The sequence below is a fragment of the Staphylococcus haemolyticus genome (genome assembly GCF_006094395.1).
Classification (GTDB): domain Bacteria; phylum Bacillota; class Bacilli; order Staphylococcales; family Staphylococcaceae; genus Staphylococcus; species Staphylococcus haemolyticus.
Genome location: NZ_CP035291.1, coordinates 1,411,176 through 1,428,901, shown reverse-complemented (window position 1 = coordinate 1,428,901; position 17,726 = coordinate 1,411,176). Strand labels below are relative to the sequence as shown.

The following is a 17,726-nucleotide window of genomic DNA, read 5'->3' as shown; positions in this document are numbered from 1 at the left end:
AATTAAAGATCTTTAGGATAAATATTTTTTCCTTTAATTAATCTTCATTAATTTACATTGATAAAATCATGTTCTCAATTGATACTTCTATATGAACTTTATAGTCTAATATGAATATATTTAAAATCAAAAATCCACCGAAATCATTTAAGATTTCAGTGGATTTTTCTAATTAGTATCTATATTAAAATTACTTATTTCTGTTGTTATCTTTTCTTTCTCTTTTTCTACTAATTAGTAAAGCAAAGCTACCTAGTAGTGTAACTATATATGGTAAAGAATTATTAGTTAACTCTTTTTTACCAGTACTTGGTAAATCTTTTACTTTCTTTTTAGTACTAGTATTAATTTTATTTCCTTTTTCATCACGTATTGTATTTTTAGATTTTCTTGAATTGTGGTTTTCATTCTCTTTTGAATGGCCATTTTTAGCTTCTTTTTTATGAGATTTTACAATCAATTTAGTAGCTTTTACAGGCTTAGATATAGAGATGTTTGGATGTTCAGCGTTATCTATTGCTTTAGCATAAACATCACCTTCGGGAATAGGTCTTGTTGGTGTAATCGTGACATGACCATTACTGTCCGTCGTACCCGAACCAATAATATTACCATCTTTATCAAGTAAATCAACATGTGTATTTGGATCTGTAGTAACTTCAACAGGATCAGTGGTTGTTGCTTTACCAGTTAAATCACTAGTAACCACAGGCGCCGTTGGTGGCGTTGTATCAGTTGCTTTAACAGGATCAGACGTAGAACTATTTGGATGTTCCGCATTATCAGTGGCTTTCACAGTGACGTTACCTTCAGGAATAGGCACCGTTGGTGTAATTGTCGCATGACCCGTACTATCTGTCGTACCCGAACCGATAACATTACCATCTTTATCCAGTAATTCCACTTTTGTATTCGGATCGGTTACTACTTCAACAGGATCTTTTGTTCCCGCTTTTCCATCTAGAGTTCCAACAACTGAAGGTTTTACCGGAGGTGTTAAGTCAGTCGCTTTTTTCGGTTGAGATGTAGAACTATTCGGATGTTCTGCATTATCCGTCGCTTTGGCAGAGACATTACCTTCAGGAATAGGTTTCGTCGGTGTAATTGTGACATGACCATTACTGTCCGTCGTACCCGAACCAATAATATTACCGTCTTTATCAAGTAAATCAACATGAGTATTTGGATCTGTCGTCACCGTAATAGGTGTTTGAGTACCAGCTTTACCACCTAAATCAGTATCTAATGTCGGTGTTGTCGGAGGTGTCGTATCAGTTGCTTTCTTCGGTTGAGAAGTCGCAACATTAGGAACTTCCGCATTGTCATAAGCTTTCGCAGAGACATCACCCACAGGAATAGGTCTTGTCGGTGTAATCGTGACATGACCATTACTATCAGTCGTACCCGAACCGATAACATTGCCATCTTTATCTAATAATTCCACTTTCGTATTTGGATCTGTAGTAACTTCAACAGGATCAGTAGTTGTTGCTTTACCAGTTAAATCGCTAGTAACCACAGGCGCCGTTGGCGGCGTTGTATCAGTTGCTTTTTTCGGTTGAGATGTAGAACTATTCGGATGTTCTGCATTATCAGTCGCTTTGGCAGTGACATTACCTTCAGGAATAGGTTTTGTCGGTGTAATCGTGACATGACCTGTATCACCTGTCGTACCCGAACCAATAATATTACCGTCTTTATCAAGTAAATCAACATGAGTATTTGGATCTGTTGTCACTGTAATAGGTGTTTGAGTACCAGCTTTACCACCTAAATCAGTATCAAGTGCTGGAACAGTTGGTGGCGTTGTATCAGTTGCTTTAACAGGATCAGACGTAGAACTATTTGGATGTTCCGCATTATCAGTGGCCTTCACAATGACGTTACCTTCAGGAATAGGCACCGTTGGTGTAATTGTCGCATGACCCGTACTATCAGTCGTACCCGAGCCGATAATATTACCATCTTTATCAAGTAATTCCACTTTTGTATTTGGATCGGTTACTACTTCAACAGGATCTTTCGTTCCCGCTTTTCCATCTAGTGTTCCAACAACAGAAGGTTTCACCGGAGGTGTTAAGTCAGTTGCTTTTTTCGGTTGAGATGTAGAACTATTTGGATGTTCTGCATTATCAGTCGCTTTGGCAGTGACATTGCCTTCAGGAATAGGTTTTGTTGGTGTGATTGTTACATGACCTGTATCACCTGTCGTACCCGAACCAATAATATTACCGTCTTTATCAAGTAAATCAACATGAGTATTTGGATCTGTTGTCACTGTAATAGGTGTTTGAGTACCAGCTTTACCACCTAAATCAGTATCTAATGTCGGTGTTGTCGGAGGTGTCGTATCAGTTGCTTTCTTCGGTTGAGAAGTCGCAACATTAGGAACTTCCGCATTGTCATAAGCTTTCGCAGAGACATTACCCACAGGAATAGGTCTTGTCGGTGTAATCGTCACATGACCTGTATCATCTGTCGTACCCGAACCGATAACATTGCCATCTTTATCTAATAATTCCACTTTCGTATTTGGATCTGTAGTAACTTCAACAGGATCAGTAGTTGTTGCTTTACCAGTTAAATCACTAGTAACCACAGGCGCCGTTGGCGGCGTTGTATCAGTCGCTTTTTTCGGTTGAGATGTAGAACTATTCGGATATTCTGCATCGTCCGTCGCCTTGGCAGTGACATTACCTTCAGGAATAGGTTTTGTCGGTGTAATCGTGACATGACCTGTATCATCTGTCGTACCCGAACCAATAATATTGCCGTCTTTATCAAGTAAATCAACATGAGTATTTGGATCTGTAGTAACTTCAACAGGATCAGTAGTTGTTGCTTTACCAGTTAAATCACTAGTAACCACAGGCGCCGTTGGTGGCGTTGTATCAGTTGCTTTTTTCGGTTGAGATGTAGAACTATTTGGATGTTCCGCATTATCAGTGGCCTTCACAGTGACGTTACCTTCAGGAATAGGCACCGTTGGTGTAATTGTCGCATGACCCGTACTGTCTGTCGTACCCGAGCCAATAATATTACCGTCTTTATCAAGTAAATCAACATGAGTATTTGGATCTGTTGTCACCGTAATAGGTGTTTGAGTACCAGCTTTACCACCTAAATCTGTATCTAATGTTGGTGTTGTCGGAGGTGTCGTATCAGTTGCTTTCTTTGGTTGAGAAGTCGCAACATTAGGAACTTCCGCATTGTCATAAGCTTTCGCAGAGACATTACCCTCTGGAATAGGTTTCGTCGGTGTGATTGTTACATGACCTGTATCATCTGTCGTACCCGAACCGATAACATTGCCATCTTTATCTAATAATTCCACTTTCGTATTTGGATCTGTAGTAACTTCAACAGGATCAGTAGTTGTTGCTTTACCAGTTAAATCACTAGTAACCACAGGCGCCGTTGGCGGCGTTGTATCAGTCGCTTTTTTCGGTTGAGATGTAGAACTATTCGGATGTTCTGCATGATCAGTCGCTTTAGCAGTGACATTACCTTCAGGAATAGGTTTTGTCGGTGTAATTGTGACATGACCCGTATCATCTGTCGTACCCGAACCAATAATATTACCGTCTTTATCAAGTAAATCAACATGAGTATTTGGATCTGTCGTCACCGTAATAGGTGTTTGAGTACCAGCTTTACCACCTAAATCTGTATCAAGTGTTGGAACAGTTGGTGGCGTTGTATCAGTTGCTTTAACAGGATCAGACGTAGAACTATTTGGATGTTCCGCATTATCAGTGGCCTTCACAGTGACGTTACCTTCAGGAATAGGCACCGTTGGTGTAATTGTCGCATGACCCGTACTATCTGTCGTACCCGAACCGATAACATTACCATCTTTATCAAGTAATTCCACTTTTGTATTTGGATCGGTTACTACTTCAACAGGATCTTTCGTTCCCGCTTTTCCATCTAGTGTTCCAACAACAGAAGGTTTCACCGGAGGTGTTAAGTCAGTTGCTTTTTTCGGTTGAGATGTAGAACTATTCGGATGTTCTGCATTATCAGTCGCTTTGGCAGTGACATTACCTTCAGGAATAGGTTTTGTCGGTGTAATTGTGACATGACCCGTATCATCTGTCGTACTCGAACCAATAATATTACTGTCTTTATCAAGTAATTCCACTTTTGTATTTGGATCTGTCGTCACCGTAATAGGTGTTTGAGTACCAGCTTTACCACCTAAATCTGTATCAAGTGTTGGAACAGTTGGTGGCGTTGTATCAGTTGCTTTAACAGGATCAGACGTAGAACTATTTGGATGTTCCGCATTATCAGTGGCCTTCACAGTGACGTTACCTTCAGGAATAGGCACCGTTGATGTAATTGTCGCATGACCCGTACTATCTGTCGTACCCGAACCGATAACATTACCATCTTTATCAAGTAATTCCACTTTTGTATTTGGATCGGTTACTACTTCAACAGGATCTTTCGTTCCCGCTTTTCCATCTAGTGTTCCAACAACAGAAGGTTTCACCGGAGGTGTTAAGTCAGTTGCTTTTTTCGGTTGAGATGTAGAACTATTCGGATGTTCTGCATTATCAGTCGCTTTGGCAGTGACATTACCTTCAGGAATAGGTTTTGTCGGTGTGATTGTTACATGACCTGTATCATCTGTCGTACCCGAACCAATGATATTACCATCTTTATCAAGTAAATCAACATGAGTATTTGGATCTGTTGTCACTGTAATAGGTGTTTGAGTACCAGCTTTACCACCTAAATCAGTATCTAATGTCGGTGTTGTCGGAGGTGTCGTATCAGTTGCTTTCTTCGGTTGAGAAGTCGCAACATTAGGAACTTCCGCATTGTCATAAGCTTTCGCAGAGACATTACCCTCTGGAATAGGTTTTGTCGGTGTAATCGTGACATGACCAGTATTGTCAGTTGTACCCGAACCGATAACATTGCCATCTTTATCTAATAATTCCACTTTCGTATTCGGATCCGTAGTAACTTCAACAGGATCAGTAGTTGTTGCTTTACCAGTTAAATCGCTAGTAACCACAGGCGCCGTTGGCGGCGTTGTATCAGTCGCTTTTTTCGGTTGAGATGTAGAACTATTTGGATGTTCTGCATTATCGTAAGCTTTCGCAGTAACATTACCTTCAGGAATAGGTTTCGTCGGTGTAATCATGACATGACCAGTATTGTCAGTTGTACCTGAACCGATAACATTGCCATCTTTATCTAATAATTCCACTTTCGTATTCGGATCCGTAGTAACTTCAACAGGATCAGTAGTTGTTGCTTTACCAGTTAAATCGCTAGTAACCACAGGCGCCGTTGGCGGCGTTGTATCAGTCGCTTTTTTCGGTTGAGATGTAGAACTATTTGGATGTTCTGCATTATCGTAAGCTTTCGCAGTAACATTACCTTCAGGAATAGGTTTCGTCGGTGTAATCATGACATGACCAGTATTGTCAGTTGTACCCGAGCCGATAACATTGCCATCTTTATCTAATAATTCCACTTTCGTATTCGGATCCGTAGTAACTTCAACAGGATCAGTAGTTGTTGCTTTACCAGTTAAATCGCTAGTAACTAAAGGCGCCGTTGGCGGAGTTGTATCAGTCGCTTTTTTCGGTTGAGATGTAGAACTATTTGGATGTTCTGCATTATCGGTCGCTTTGGCAGTGACATTACCTTCAGGAATAGGTTTTGTCGGTGTAATCGTGACATGCCCCGTATTATCGGTTGTACCTGAACCGATAACATTGCCATCTTTGTCTAGTAACTCCACTTTCGTATTCGGATCTGTAGTAACTTCAACAGGATCAGTAGTTGTCGCTTTACCAGTTAAATCGCTAGTAACCACAGGCGCCGTTGGCGGCGTTGTATCGGTCGCTTTTTTCGGTTGAGATGTAGAACTATTTGGATGTTCTGCATTATCGTAAGCTTTCGCAGTAACATTACCTTCAGGAATAGGTTTCGTCGGTGTAATCGTGACATGCCCCGTATTATCAGTTGTACCCGAGCCGATAACATTGCCATCTTTATCTAATAATTCCACTTTCGTATTCGGATCCGTAGTAACTTCAACAGGATCAGTAGTTGTTGCTTCACCAGTTAAATCGCTAGTAACTAAAGGCGCCGTTGGCGGCGTTGTATCAGTCGCTTTTTTCGGTTGAGATGTAGAACTATTTGGATGTTCTGCATTATCGGTCGCTTTGGCAGTGACATTACCTTCAGGAATAGGTTTTGTCGGTGTAATCGTGACATGCCCCGTATTATCGGTTGTACCTGAACCGATAACATTGCCATCTTTGTCTAGTAACTCCACTTTCGTATTCGGATCTGTAGTAACTTCAACAGGATCAGTAGTTGTCGCTTTACCAGTTAAATCGCTAGTAACCACAGGCGCCGTTGGCGGAGTTGTATCGGTCGCTTTTTTCGGTTGAGATGTAGAACTATTTGGATGTTCTGCATTATCGTAAGCTTTCGCAGTAACATTACCTTCAGGAATAGGTTTCGTCGGTGTAATCATGACATGCCCCGTATTATCGGTTGTACCTGAACCGATAACATTGCCATCTTTATCTAGTAATTCTACTTTCGTATTTGGATCTGTAGTAACTTCAACAGGATCAGTAGTTGTCGCTTTACCAGTTAAATCGCTAGTAACTACAGGCGCCGTTGGCGGAGTTGTATCAGTCGCTTTTTTCGGTTCAGAAGTTGAGACATTTGGGTGTTCTGCATTATCGTAAGCTTTTGCAGTTACATTACCTTCCGGTATAGGTTGAGTTGGCGTAATGATAACATGACCATTAGCACCAGTCGTACCAGAACCAATCACATGATTATCTTTATCTAGTAACTCAATACGAGTGTTCGGATCAGAAGACACATCAACTGGAGTTTTAGTTGTTGCCTTACCAGTTAAATCAGTATTAACAATTGGGCTACCTGGCGGAGTTGTATCAGTTGCTTTTTTCGGTTGAGAAAGTGAACTGTTTGGATGTTCCGCATTATCAGTCGCTTTAGCACGTACATTACCTTCAGGGATAGGCACCGTTGGTGTAATTGTAACTCGACCATTACTATCCGTCGTACCAGAACCAATCACGTTGTTATCTTTATCAAGTAAATCAACATGAGTATTTGGATCCGTTGTAACCGTAATCGGTGTTTTAGTTGTCGCTTTACCAGTTAAATCATTTGTCACAACTGGTTCCGTAGGAGGTGTAGTATCGGTCGCTTTTTTCGGTTGAGATGTAGAACTATTTGGATGTTCTGCATTATCGTAAGCTTTCGCAGTAACATTACCTTCCGGTATAGGTTGAGTTGGCGTAATGATGACATGACCATTAGCACCAGTCGTACCTGTTCCAATCACATGATTATCTTTATCTAGTAACTCAATGCGAGTGTTCGGATCAGAAGACACATCAACTGGAGTTTTAGTTGTTGCCTTACCAGTTAAATCAGTATTAACGATTGGGCTACCTGGCGGTGTAGTATCAGTCGCTTTTTTCGGTTGAGAAAGTGAACTGTTTGGATGTTCCGCATTATCAGTCGCTTTAGCACGTACATTACCTTCAGGGATAGGCACCGTTGGTGTAATTGTAACTCGACCATTACTATCCGTCGTACCAGAACCAATCACGTGATTATCTTTATCTAGTAACTCAATACGAGTGTTCGGATCAGAAGATACGTCAACAGGTGTTCGAGTAGTCGCCTTACCAGTTAAATCAGTATTAACGATTGGGCTACCTGGCGGTGTAGTATCAGTCGCTTTCTTCGGTTGAGAAAGTGAACTGTTTGGATGTTCCGCATTATCAGTCGCTTTAGCGCGTACATTACCTTCAGGAATAGGCACCGTTGGTGTAATTGTAACTCGACCATTACTATCCGTCGTACCTGAACCTATTACATGATTATCTTTATCAAGTAAATCAACATGGGTATTTGGATCCGTTGTAACCGTAATCGGTGTTTTAGTAGTCGCTTTACCAGTTAAATCATTTGTCACAACTGGTTCCGTAGGAGGTGTAGTATCAGTCGCTTTTTTAGGTTCAGAAGTTGAGACATTTGGGTGTTCTGCATTATCGTAAGCTTTCGCAGTTACATTACCTTCCGGTATAGGACGAGTTGGCGTGATTGTAACACGTCCATTAGCACCAGTCGTACCCGAACCAATCACACGACCATCCTTATCTAATAATTGAACACTTGTATTTGGATCCGTAGTTACTTCAATCGGTGTTAAAGTAGTCGCTTTTCCACCTAACGGTGTTGTCACTCTAGGTTTAGTCGGTGGCGTTGTATCAGTTGCTTTAACAGGATCAGACGTAGAGCTATTCGGATGTTCTGCATTATCAGTCGCCTTGGCAGTGACATTACCTTCCGGAATAGGACGAGTTGGCGTGATTGTAACACGTCCATTAGCACCAGTCGTACCCGAACCAATCACACGACCATCTTTATCTAATAATTGAACACTTGTATTTGGATCCGTAGTTACTTCAACAGGTGTTAAAGTAGTCGCTTTTCCACCTAACGGTGTTGTCACTCTAGGTTTAGTCGGTGGCGTTGTATCAGTTGCTTTAACAGGATCAGATGTAGAGCTATTCGGATGTTCCGCATTATCAATTGCTTTAGCCGTAACATTACCTTCTGGAATAGGTCTTGTTGGTGTAATATTGACACGACCTGAACTATCTGTAGTTCCAGTTCCTATGATCTGCCCATTTGTATCTAATAATTGAACATTCGTATTCGGATCAGTTGTAACTGTAACAGGATCAGTCGTACCTGCTTTTCCTCCTAAAGGTGAAGTAACTCTAGGTTTAGTCGGTGGCGTTGTATCAGTTGCTTTAACAGGATCAGATGTAGAGCTATTCGGATGTTCCGCATTATCAATTGCTTTAGCCGTAACATTACCTTCTGGAATAGGTCTTGTTGGTGTAATATTGACACGACCTGAACTATCTGTAGTTCCAGTTCCTATGATCTGCCCATTTTTATCTAATAATTGAACATTCGTATTCGGATCAGTTGTAACTGTAACAGGATCAGTCGTACCTGCTTTTCCTCCTAAAGGTGAAGTAACTCTAGGTTTAGTTGGTGGTGTAGTATCCGTCGCTTTTCTAGGTGCAGACGTTGAAACGTTGTTAGCAGGGTCATAAGCTTTAGCAATGACATTACCTTCGACAATTGGAGTTGTAGGAGTAATGATGACATGACCATTTCCGTCTGTTGTGCCAGTACCTATAATATGCCCATTTTTATCAATTAAATCCACTCGTGTATTTGGATCAGTAGTGACAGTTATAGGAGTTAAAGTAGTCGCTTTTCCTGTTAAATCTGTATCAACAGTTGGAACTGTTGGTGGAATAGTATCTGTTACTGGTACATGATCAGAATCAATTGAATTAGGTGTTTCTGCACCATCTGTAGCACGTGCATAGATTTTTCCTAAAGGTAGTGGCTCTCTTGGCGTAATAATACCGTGACCGTCCATTTCAGTAAGAACTACACCGTAACTTTTACCATTTTCATCAAAAATCTCTACTCTAGTCAATACATCTGTAGAAACATCTATAGGTGTTCGTGTCCCTACTTTATTAACTAAGTTAGTATTAATTACTGGTTTTCTAGGTGGTGTTGTATCTGTAACGTGTCTTGGATCAGATGTTGCATTATTAGTTTCATCAGTTTGATCATATGCTTTCGCTGTGATATTACCCTCGAAAAGATAATGATCAGGTGTAATATTAACATGTCCGTTAGAGCCAGTAATACCACGACCGATGACATTATTATTTTTATCTAATAGCTCAACTCGCGTATTTGGAGTAGATGTAATGTCGATAACTGGTGAAGAGAAAGCTTTACCCGCAACATCTGTATTAATTACTGGTTTCATCACAGGTATAAGCGTTGTTGCTTGAACAGGTATCGAAACCGAACTATTTGGATGTAAAGCATTATCAGTTGCTTTGGCAGTCACATTACCTTCAGGAATAACACGATCTGGCGTAATTATTACATGACCACTACTATCTGTTGTACCTGCACCAAAAATACGACCATTTTTATCTATTAATGCAACTTGTGTATTTGGATCAGTAGAAACATCAATCGGTGTTAATGTACCAGCTTTGTAAACTAATCTTGTGTTAATTACAGGTGTTGTAGGTGGAATTGTGTCAGTTGCAAATTTAGGATCAGATGTTGAAACTTTTGATTCATCGCTGTGATTATATGCTTTCGCAGTGACATTACCTTCAGGTATAGGACGAGTTGGCGTAATGTATGCATGTCCACTAGAATCTGTTGTACCTGTACCAATTTTATTGCCATTTTTATCGAAAATTTCTACTTTAGTATTCGGATCTGTAGATACATCAATAACTGTTGTCGTTGTTGCTTTGCCTACTAAATCAGAGTTAATTGTTGGTTTCACAGGTGGTTGGTTCTCGATAGATGGCAGTGCACCATCTTCAGGTAATATACGACCTGATAAAACTGTATAAGCAGATTTACTTACACCACCCATAGCAGCTGTATTGGCATATGACCAAGCATTTTCAAGCTCGGCAGTTGTTACATTATCTCTTAATTTAACTTCAAGATGCATGTGATACGCTCGATTAGCACCTTCTGGATGGTTAGGGTCGACTTGAATACCAATACCATAGTTCCATCCACTAAAAATGCCTCGTTGGTCTTCAACAGCTTTTCTCAAATCAGGGTTATTTCTATTAGAATGGAAATATTCGTTCGCATCACTATTAAAGCTTCTACCTGGACGAACACCGAAACTAAGATAAAATGTTGTATGACCAAAATCATGCTGATTACTTCTTAGCATATCAATCATTTGCGTACTATTATCTGGATCGATAATAAAATCGCTAGGTGATTCACTTAATAGACTATTTCTACCACTTCTTTTTTCGTAAGCTGCGTAAGATAGATTTCTAACTGAATCGCTAGCGAACGAACCATCTGAATTTAATTTCATTACTTTATATGGTAATAGCAAAGCCATACCTAAACGTTGTTGTGATCCAGGTGATATAAAGTTAACGCCGTCATTATTGAAGAATACATCATAAACTAAGTATTTTGAATTACCTTCATGTTTATAATAAGCACGCATAACGGTCTTTCTAGAAGTTATACCTTCTACACCGTTTTTTTGTTGACCAGTACCTAACGCCCTACCATCAGGTAATGACGCATAGTTACGTTGGTACACAATGACGTTTCTACCGGCATTCCAACGACCATTTAAAGTTGTAAATCTAAAATTAGTCCCCTTTTCAATTTGTTGACCGTTTCTTGGATCGCGTTTACCTGATTGAGAACGAGTAATCACATTTGCTAATGAATTACGTGTTTGCTCTAATCTTGTAACTAAGTCTAAAAGTGATTGTTGCGAAACATTACTAGATTGAGTGAAACTACTACTTTCTACAGTTAATTTTTTCGCTTCTTCAATGTGAGGATTTGAAGGTTCTATAGTTTCAACTTCTAATAATTTACTTTGAATTTCTTGAGTAAGATTTGTCAGTTTAGAAATGTTTTTGCTATCAATTTTCTGTCTGTTATCCGACTTAGATTCTCTAGGTGTATCTATCTTATCATCAATTTGTTTAACTGATTTTGAACTAGAGAATTTAACTTTCTGTTTACTTTGATTCGAAGATTGCTTCCCTACGATTGGTGAAGATTTTTCTTTCAGTTCATTTGTTTTTTCTTCTTTAGTAACTGGCGAACTTTCTTCTATTTTTTCTTTAATAGATGTTGATGTCGAATTAGTAATTTCTTTTTCGCTTGTTTGAGTTTCTAAAGCCTTTTTTTCTGTAGATGTTTTGTCTACAAATTTTGACTGCTTATTAATTTCTACAGTTTGATCAGAAGTTTGATCATTTTGAATTGTTATTGCATCATTTGGATTACTATTTTTGTCTCGTGATGTTTGGGATTCAGTATTTTGCTGTGCTTTTTCAACTGCCGCGTTGGTATTTTCACTCGCATGGGCTTGATCAGTATGCGTTCCTAGAAATACTAACGTGGCGATTAATGTTGAGAAAGTTCCTACTGCATACTTACGAATACTGAACTTTTGCAGTTTATCTCGATAATTCATTGATGCGCTTCTCTCCTATTCTATGTTGTATATTCTTGATGTTGATGTTATGAGTATTTTTTTGAAAAGGAATTCCGATAACACATAGCTCAATATCAAATGGATTGATAATTAAGTTACCATGAATATTGTCTGAATTTTTGCTTAATATTAGAGCATAAAAAATTACTCGACAAAAGTTTTATAACTCCTCTCGGGTATTAAATTTCAATTATCATTTTTGAAATGAACAATTCAATAGTTGTTCTGTTTAATTGTAGCATTAATTTAATTGTGTGTGAATTAGAATTTTAATTATTAATATAAAAATAAATATATATTGAACATCATTTAAATGTAGTTAAAAAAGGCTCGAAACATATTACAGTCTCGAGTCTTTGTCCTAAGTTATAACTTTGTTGATATATATTTTCCAGAAACATAAAGTTCATGTTCATTGCAAATTGAAAGTATCTGATTTAATGAGTGTGCATAAGCCATATCTCTATAAATCTCCACACTATTAAGTGGCACTTCGGTATATATTTCAGCCAATCGCTTAGATAAAGTTAAATTATCTTTGTCAGCTTCAATTTTTTTGCGTTGTGCAGGTGTCAATTGATCTATATTTGAAAGTACATTTTCAACACTTCCATAGGTTTGAATTAATTTGAGGGCTGTTTTCTCCCCTATTCCTTTTACACCGGGATATCCATCTGCACTATCACCCATAAAAGCTTTAATATCAATTAGTTGCTGTGGATTTAACTGATATTCTTCATTAAAACGAGCTAAGGTATAACGATTATAAATATTAAATCCTTTCTTTATTAACCAAACTTCTACATTATTATTAATGCATTGTAATAAGTCTTTATCTCCAGTGATGATGTGGACCTCGTTATTATCAGAAAATGTTCTTGCCAAAGTTCCTATCACATCATCAGCTTCATAATTAGTCATTCCAACATTTATAAATCCAAATTGGTCTGAAATTTCTTTGACGTAGTCAAACTGTGGAATAAGCTCTTCTGGTGGTGCTGGACGATTTTGCTTATAGTCAGTATACATATCATTTCTAAAAGTGGATTGTCCCATATCCCAACATACGGCTACATGACTAGGATTGATTTCATTTATTGCTGTGAAGATATGTCTAACGAAACCTTGAATTCCGTTAGTTGGTATACCTTTTGAATTATACATAAATTGATTGTGTAAACTTGTAGCATAGAAATGTCTAAATAATAAAGCCATTCCATCTACTAATAGGACACGATTTTCCATATTTTGTGCCTTCCTTCTATTTTAATAGTGCGTTTAATTTTTGATTCGCAATACGTAATTGCTCGATTAATGTATTGTCTAAATTAAATGATAATAATTCATCGATTTGATCTTGAATCTCATCCTCAATTTGCGCTAATTTCTCTTCAGCTTCTTTATTCATTGAAGCAACATACTGAATCAATGCCTGTCTAAATTCACTAATTTGATTTTGCAATAACTCTAACGTATTTGAACTGATTAGTTCTTGTAACTCTCGTTGAGTATTTGGATTCAAAATTCGACGTTTCGTTAATTGTTTAGGTAAAGCATTAATCATATCATTTAAATCAACACGCAAGAATGCCTTTTCGGTAAAATTAGGCATAATTGAAAAATCAGTATTAATAAATACATGCAATTGATTTAATTTTTGGATTGTCGGTGCGACTTGTTCGCTAAGTTGACGATTATAATATTTCTTAATTCGTTCAACTAATAAACTTTGTTCTAAATATAGTCGTTGATGTATTTGATCTAAAAATGCTTTAGAAGAAATTTTCTTTTCGTCATTAAAATCACTATTTTGAGTCATCTGACTATTATATATACTTTTAACATCATCCAATAATTGTAATTTTAATCTGCCATTTAAATGATAAATCTGATCTTCAACTTCATTATTAGTATGTTGTTCGGTAGTAAATAGCAATTGATTCGGTAACCTTTGTTCATTTTGATATTTCTTCAATTGTTGCTGGCGTTGTTCAATATGAGATTGGTTAGTTTTATAATCATGAATCATCTCTTCGAAAGAAATATTGATTTGCTCAAGTTGTTTAACCATTTGTTGCTCTAAAATTATATTTGAATCAACTTCTACAAATTGGTCAATGCTATGACGCAGCTGATTAATACCTTCATCGTTCCCTCTCAATGCTTGTCTACTTGAAACACCAAAGATATCTGACTTCAAGTTTACTTGAGTTAAAGCATCTTTAACGTAATGTTTTACCGCAGCTAAATCATCACTGTTTTCTGCAAGGTCTACAGCGTTGATAACCATTTTAAATGCTTGATTTTCATTAAGTTGATTCATCTCTTTCATATGTTCGATGAAGTTTTTATCATTATCTGTAAATGAATGATTAAAATAACTCACATATAAAATTAAATCGGATGAAGTTAAAATTTGTTCAGTTTCATTTGTATGACGTTGATTGTTTGAATGTAAGCCTAATGAATCAACGATTATTTTTCCTTTCAACCATTCTAATGGTAAATTGATGTGCACAGTTTTAACAAAAGTAGCAAACTCATCTTCAGCACTCCATTTTTTTATTTCCTCTTGAGAAATCGTATGTTTCACACCTTCATCCAACATATCTTTATACATAGAAAAATGTTTGTGAGCTGCACTTACAAAAGCAAGTTGGTTCTTTTCTAATTTGTTTTTTAATTGTTGTACATCAGATTGGACAAATGCTTCGAGTGATTCGAAAGAAACATTATGGTATTCAATGAGTTGATTAAGTTCATTTAATAGTTGTTCTTCAGTTTTAAGTGTGATTTGACTATCCTCACCGTAAGATAATTCAGTCGTAGCTGCAGTTGTAGGATTCGGTGAACTTACTAAGTATTGCCCACCTAATAAGGCATTAATTAAACTACTTTTTCCTGCACTGAACGTACCAAATACACCAATTTTGACAAGTTTATTTTCTAATCGTTCTAACGTATCTTTAATATCATTTTTTGTTCTATCAAATAATGGTACAGGTTCAATAATGTTTAATGCTTCTTGAATGTTAACCTTTTTAGTATTACGCTCATTTGAATTTTCATCAGAGGCTTTCTCTTCTTTTTCTAAAACTTGATCATTGCTTTCTACTATATAGTTTGCTTCAGTTCTACCTATTAATTTATCTAAAGAGTCATCCATATGGATATAATAATGTTGATAATTTTTAGTAGTTAGAGATTCTTTTAAATTTTGTAATTCAATATAATGCTCATATATCTGTAGATCATCATTAGTTTCTTCTGTTAAACCTTGAGCTTGTGTATGATCAATCGCTTGATTAAATAACGGATTGGATTGTTTTTCTACAAAATTAGTAATTGCTTTAAGCACTTCATCACTAAAAGTAAGTACATAAGTATTACTTATACTCGTTTGAGGTTGATATAAATTGGAAAATAAACTTGAATCTATTTCGTAATGTTGATTTAATACATCATGATTAACCTCAGAGCTATTAATAAAACGCGTTAAAAATGACATGTCCTCTCGCAATGGTTGTCGAATTTGTTGATTAACTTTGTCTTGAAGTTTTGAAACAACATTCTGTAAACGTGCTTCTTGTTCCTCTTGCTTTTTCTTCTTTTTATTTAAAAGGCCGCCAACTTTAAAATCATCACTCATACTTTCAAGATAATGTCTAATATCTTCACGCATGTCATGTGTCATAATGTATGCATTATCTAATATATCTTTTCGCTTTTGCTTTAAAAAACTTAGTAATTGATCAGGATTATTTAAGAGTCGAGCTTCTTCACTAACGGCTTGATTTTGTTGAAATTTAGCATAGGCTTGTTCAAATTCATCTTCATTTATATTAAGCTGTTCTAGAATGTATTGTAGTTCATTTTGAATATATCCTAATTGAGCCTCTGTAATAAACTTAACTGTACGATTTACATAGTTCTCAATAGGTTCTCTATAATTATCTTTCTCTACTAAATATTGAGAAAGACGTGAAAGTTCATTTTCGGGATGATCAAATTTTGTCACATAGAAAATATCTGTAAGTTTAATGTCCCAATCTTCTATTGATTTATTGACTCTTTGTTTGAAAGTTTCAAAAGTAATTTCATCTTCATTATGTTTGTCGATTTGATTAATGATAAAAATGACTGGTATACCTACATCATTCATTCTTTTAATAAATTGAAAATTTAATGCAGATTGTACATGATTGTAATCTACTGTATAGAACAAAATATTGCTGGTATACATGAATTGTTCAGTTGTAGACTGATGTGTAGCTACGTTTGAGTCTACGCCAGGTGTATCTTGAAGCGTAAAACCATTTTTGAATTTTGAAGAAGGAAAATTAATTTCAACAGACTCTACATCTACATTTAAACGATTCATTTTTTTGACTTCGTCATATGTTTTTAATTTTGTATATTGCTGATTTTCTAAATTAGCTATAATTTCTTGTTTATCTGCAACAGATACGATTGCAGTATTACTTGTGGTAGGTACTGGTGAACTTGGAAGAATATCCTGTTCTAATAATAAGTTAATTAATGTGGATTTCCCCGCCGAAAAGTGACCAACAAAAGAAGCGGTATATTGATTTAAATATACCTTTTTTATTACTTGATTAATAGTATGTATTAAAGTTGAATTTTTTGATTTTTCAACTTCTTTTTTTAATTTATATAAAATATCTAATTGTTCATTATTAGTCATGCTAAGTCCCCTTTGTTTCAAACATTCAAATAAAAAAGTAACAGCCTGAGACATACTTAATGTAACAGGCTATTCTTAATCTGGTAGGCAGATTTAAAATTAAATATACTATTTAAGTTTACTCAACAAAAATTATACTTACTAAAGTAAAAACTTTAATTATTATTTCTGACTAGCTACCTATTTATTAAATTTTATCACAACAATAGTTTGAAACAAATATAAAGAATAGTTATTTGAACCAAGCTGGTTTATCTCCATCAGTGTTTGGTTTATTAACACCTATGTTTTCTTTAGAATATAGTTCTGGGTTTTTCGCTATACGTACAGCTAAACTTGCAATACTGCGTCTTGAAACTTCTGTTCCTCTAAATTGAGTATCCTTCGATGTAACTTCGTAATCTGTCTCATTTTTAAATGTAAGCCATGCTGGACGAATAATTGTATAATCTAATGTTGATGCTTCTATAATATCTGCAGCTTTACGATATTTTGTCAATTTATCTCCAAATTGAGATTTATTAAATTCATTAAATTTAGCTGGTAATTCATCGTAAATACCAGGGGCAGCTACAAAGATTAATCGTTTAACATCTTTTTTAGACATAGCATCTACAATAGCTTGTGCTTCGATATCTAGTGATCCAGATAGACTAGCAAATACAACATCAACTTTATCAAGTGCTTGCTCTAAATCTTTTGAGTTTTTAGCATCACCTTCATAAACTGTTACTCGATTTGATGCGTAATCAGGAATTCGATGCGCATTTCTTAAAAATAAATCGACATTAAAATTAGAATCCTCTAAAAATAATTTAGTAGCCTCGATAGAGACCTTACCATTTGCGCCTATTATTAATACTGTTTGCATATTTT

4 protein-coding genes are annotated in these 17,726 nt (G+C 36.5%); all 4 read right to left on the bottom strand.

All coding sequences use genetic code 11. From position 1 onward, the window contains the following. Nucleotides 1-190: 190 nt before the first annotated feature. The gene (locus EQ029_RS06890; RefSeq protein WP_115172238.1) at nucleotides 191-12,124 is read right to left on the bottom strand and encodes a YSIRK-type signal peptide-containing protein; all 11,934 of its coding nucleotides are present in this window, start codon (nucleotides 12,122-12,124) and stop codon (nucleotides 191-193) included. A 387-nt stretch (nucleotides 12,125-12,511) separates the two neighbouring features. Then, the gene (locus tag EQ029_RS06885) at nucleotides 12,512-13,390 is read right to left on the bottom strand and encodes a 5'-3' exonuclease (protein WP_057504885.1); all 879 of its coding nucleotides are present in this window, start codon (nucleotides 13,388-13,390) and stop codon (nucleotides 12,512-12,514) included. Between the two features lie 16 nt (nucleotides 13,391-13,406). Next, complete coding sequence (locus EQ029_RS06880; RefSeq protein WP_016931247.1) at nucleotides 13,407-16,850, bottom strand: dynamin family protein; 3,444 nt, start codon at nucleotides 16,848-16,850, stop codon at nucleotides 13,407-13,409. A gap of 232 nt (nucleotides 16,851-17,082) precedes the next feature. Further along, nucleotides 17,083-17,721 (bottom strand): SDR family oxidoreductase, encoded by a 639-nt coding sequence (locus EQ029_RS06875; RefSeq protein ID WP_011275763.1) that lies wholly within the window; start codon nucleotides 17,719-17,721, stop codon nucleotides 17,083-17,085. Nucleotides 17,722-17,726: the final 5 nt, after the last annotated feature.